Source organism: bacterium (assembly GCA_024228115.1).
Classification (GTDB): domain Bacteria; phylum Myxococcota_A; class UBA9160; order UBA9160; family UBA6930.
Genome location: JAAETT010000207.1, coordinates 1 through 3,028, shown reverse-complemented (window position 1 = coordinate 3,028; position 3,028 = coordinate 1). Strand labels below are relative to the sequence as shown.

At 64.9% G+C, this 3,028-nt stretch carries 3 protein-coding genes; 1 reads left to right on the top strand and 2 read right to left on the bottom strand.

Going from position 1 to position 3,028, the window contains the following annotated elements; genetic code table 11:
- The first annotated feature begins 425 nt into the window (after window positions 1-425).
- Window positions 426-1,166: a monofunctional biosynthetic peptidoglycan transglycosylase gene (gene mtgA / locus GY937_09790; protein MCP5057001.1), complete on the top strand. Its 741-nt coding sequence runs from the start codon at window positions 426-428 to the stop codon at window positions 1,164-1,166.
- Window positions 1,167-1,178: 12 nt separating this feature from the next.
- On the opposite strand, the gene GY937_09785 is transcribed toward mtgA, so the two are convergent.
- Entirely contained in the window at window positions 1,179-1,748 is a 570-nt protein-coding gene (locus tag GY937_09785) for a cytochrome c (protein MCP5057000.1), read from the bottom strand.
- 357 nt (window positions 1,749-2,105) lie between these two features.
- Window positions 2,106-2,927 carry a cytochrome P450 gene (locus tag GY937_09780; GenBank protein MCP5056999.1) on the bottom strand — a complete coding sequence of 274 codons (822 nt, stop codon included), beginning with the start codon at window positions 2,925-2,927 and terminating at the stop codon, window positions 2,106-2,108.
- Between the last annotated feature and the right edge of the window lie 101 nt (window positions 2,928-3,028).

Below are 3,028 nucleotides of genomic sequence, written 5' to 3'. Positions count from 1 at the left end.
CGGAGCTGGCGATCCCGAGAGAAGGCCACCTTGAAAAACACACCCACAAAGGGCTAATCACACCACACCTGTCTTGGGCGGCTCCCTATGGCCGCTTTTCAGACGTTCACGTATGGCCGGTTTTGAGGTGTTCACCGAGGACTGGCAGCGGCACGGAGTTTTCGCACCTGTTCGGCGGGAGCTTCGGCTCGCAGAGCTTCCACGAGAGTGGGACGCTTTCAGCAGGTACGTACACACTCCTCGCAGACATCACGACCGGCGCATACGGAAACTCGGATTGGGATTTTGGATTCGCCCTGATCCCAGAACCCTCGACTGCGTTGGTGATGGCGGTGGCATTGAGCTGTCTAGCTGAGCGCGCCCGCCGGAAGACCGGGCCCCGGCAAGACTGAATCCTGCCGCGGGCCCATGCTAAAACCGACAGCGTGGCCCGGAAGACCAGGAAGAGAGGAAGGCGAAGGGCGCGCCCGAACCGTTGGAGGCGGCTCGTGTTCGCGCTCGTGTGGCGGTCGGTGGCCGTCGCCGTCGTGCTTCTCTGCCTGCTCATCCTTCCCTGGCGCTGGATCCCGCCGCCGACCACGGCCTACATGCTGCAAGCACGAGCCGACGCCCCGGGTGGGCGGGTCGTGCAGCGCTGGGTGCCGTGGGAGCAGATCTCGCCCCATGTGGCACTCGCCGTCCTGGCGGCCGAGGACCAACGATTCCCGACCCACGGCGGTTTCGATTGGCAGGCCATCGGCGACGCCATCCAGGATGAGTCGGGGCGGTTGCGTGGCGCCAGTACCTTGAGCCAGCAGCTGGCAAAGAATCTCTACCTCTGGCCGGAGCGAAGCTGGCTACGAAAGGCGCTCGAAGCCTCGCTCACCGTCCTCCTGGAATGGACCTGGCCGAAGCAGCGCATTCTCGAGGTCTACCTGAACGTGGTCGAGTTCGGACCGGGCGTATTCGGTGTGGAAGCGGCCGCGAACCGCCACTTCGGAACTTCGGCGGCGCGCTTGAAACCTCACCAGGCGGCGTTGCTCGCGGCAGTGCTGCCGAGCCCCAAGAAGCTCTCGGCGGGGGCGCCCTCCGCCTATGTCCGCGAACGCGCTCGGCACATCGAGAGCGCCGCACGCAAGCTCGGGGGCACGGCCTTCCTGAAGAGGATCACTTCACCGGAAGGCTGAGACGGCAGCGAATCAGGGAACGCTGCCCTCGTAGGCGGGCTCTGCGATGGTCCGCATGAAGGCAACGAGGTCCCAGACTTTGGCCTCGCCAAGGACTGCGCCCCAGGGTGCCATGGTTGCGCTCTTGCCCACGGCCACCCCACCCTCGTACACGGCCTTGTAGAGGTGGTCGTTGTGGAGCGTGTTCATGTAGCCACCGTCGGCGTGATTGGTCGGGGGAGGCTGCAGGGCAGCGCCAGCCGGCCCGTCACCCAGACCCGCGGAGCCATGGCAGCTGGAGCAGTTGAGGGCGTAGATCTCGGCACCGCGGCCGGCATCCGGAACGAGCGGCTCGGGCTCCGGTTCGGGCTCCGGATCCGCTGCGGCCGGGGGCGGAGTGGCTGGCGCGGCTGCAGCGGCCAGCTCGGCCGGACCCTTAGGAGGTGCCTCGCCGGCCGCGACGCGCCCCGCTGCCAGTTCCTGGATACGGACGACATCGGCATCGATGTCGTCGGTACCGGGCCAGCCGAATCCGGGCCCGTCGCAGCCCAGGCTGAAGATGGCAATGAAGAGGATGGGCAGGCCAATGGTTCGAACGCGCATGGTCGGTCTCCGATCGGGTCCAAGATCCGGGCGGCCGGATGATAACGACCGGAGCCGGAAGCTCACCCCTGGCCATTGAAAGGCCTCGATCGCGCCCTCTGGGCGCCTTTCCCCATGGGCGAGGCCAGCACCCACCGGCCATCCCGGCTTGGAAATCGAGTTCTACGCCAGGGCGGAGCCCATCAGATCGACGAAGTTGTCCAGGTAGAAGCGATGCTTCGTCTGCTCGTCCAGGCCGTCGAGGGCCGCGTCGAAACGTTTCAGCGGGTGCCGACCGCCTTCGACATGAGGGTAGTCCGAGGAGAAGAGGCAGACTTCCGGCCCGCTATTGCGAAGGATCCAGCATGGGGTTTCCTCTTATCTCTGCGCTGAAGCCCGTCCACCGCCGGTGGCGAACTCCATGGGGAGCGCCGCGAAGCCTCGCACATTCGTGGAGTGAACACGCACGAGGCCTTCGTGGCGTACGTGGATATCGTCGACGCGCCGCAAAAGCTCCTCGAGAGAAACCCGCGCCTCGAGTCGGGCCAACGATGCACCAAGACAGAAATGGGTACCGCGGCCAAAAGACAGACTGGCACTGGTATCCCGGTCGATGTCGTAGGCGTCCGCCCGCTCCCAGGCCTCTTCGTCCCGATTGGCGGAACCCACCAGGAGCAGCGCCTTCTCGCCTTCGCGCAGAAGCTGGCCCCCGACCTCGTGATCCCGGGTGATGGTGCGGGCCAGGAGCTGGGTTGAATTGTCGTAGCGAAGCGTTTCCTCGACCCAACGTGGGATGGCGGCCTCATCCGTTCGCGCTTTCTCACGCTCGTCCGGGTTGCGATCCGCCCAGTAGAGCGCGTTGGCCAGAAGCTTCGTCGTGGTTTCGTTGCCAGCCACGATCATCAAGAATAGAAAGCCGATCACATCGGTATCAGCGAGCCGTTCCCCTTCGAGCTCGGCAGCCAGCAGCGCAGAGACGAGATCTTCGCCTGGCTTCTGTTTGCGCTCTTTCACCAGATCGACGTAGTAGGCGTAGAGCTTGCCCGCCGCCCGTGCAGAGGCCTCTGGCAAGCCCATCACGCCTTCCTCCCGGTGCAGCACCTGATCAGCCCAGCTCCGCAGCATGTCGCGATCCGCCTCGGGAACGCCCACCATCTCACTCATGTTGGCGATCACGAGAAACCGTAGAAATCTGATCATCTAGCCGTGGTCGCGCGCGAGTGCTGGTTTCTCGTCAGAACGGCGAATCGGTGTCGGTCGGATCGGTGTCGAGTTCGCGATCGAGAGCCGCGAGGTAGTGT

Bases quoted from the DNA above. Each gene is read 5' to 3' on its own strand.
- GY937_09785 (MCP5057000.1), bottom strand. From the start codon at position 1,748: ATGCGCGTTCGAACCATTGGCCTGCCCATCCTCTTCATTGCCATCTTC.
- GY937_09780 (MCP5056999.1), bottom strand. From the start codon at position 2,927: ATGATCAGATTTCTACGGTTTCTCGTGATCGCCAACATGAGTGAGATG.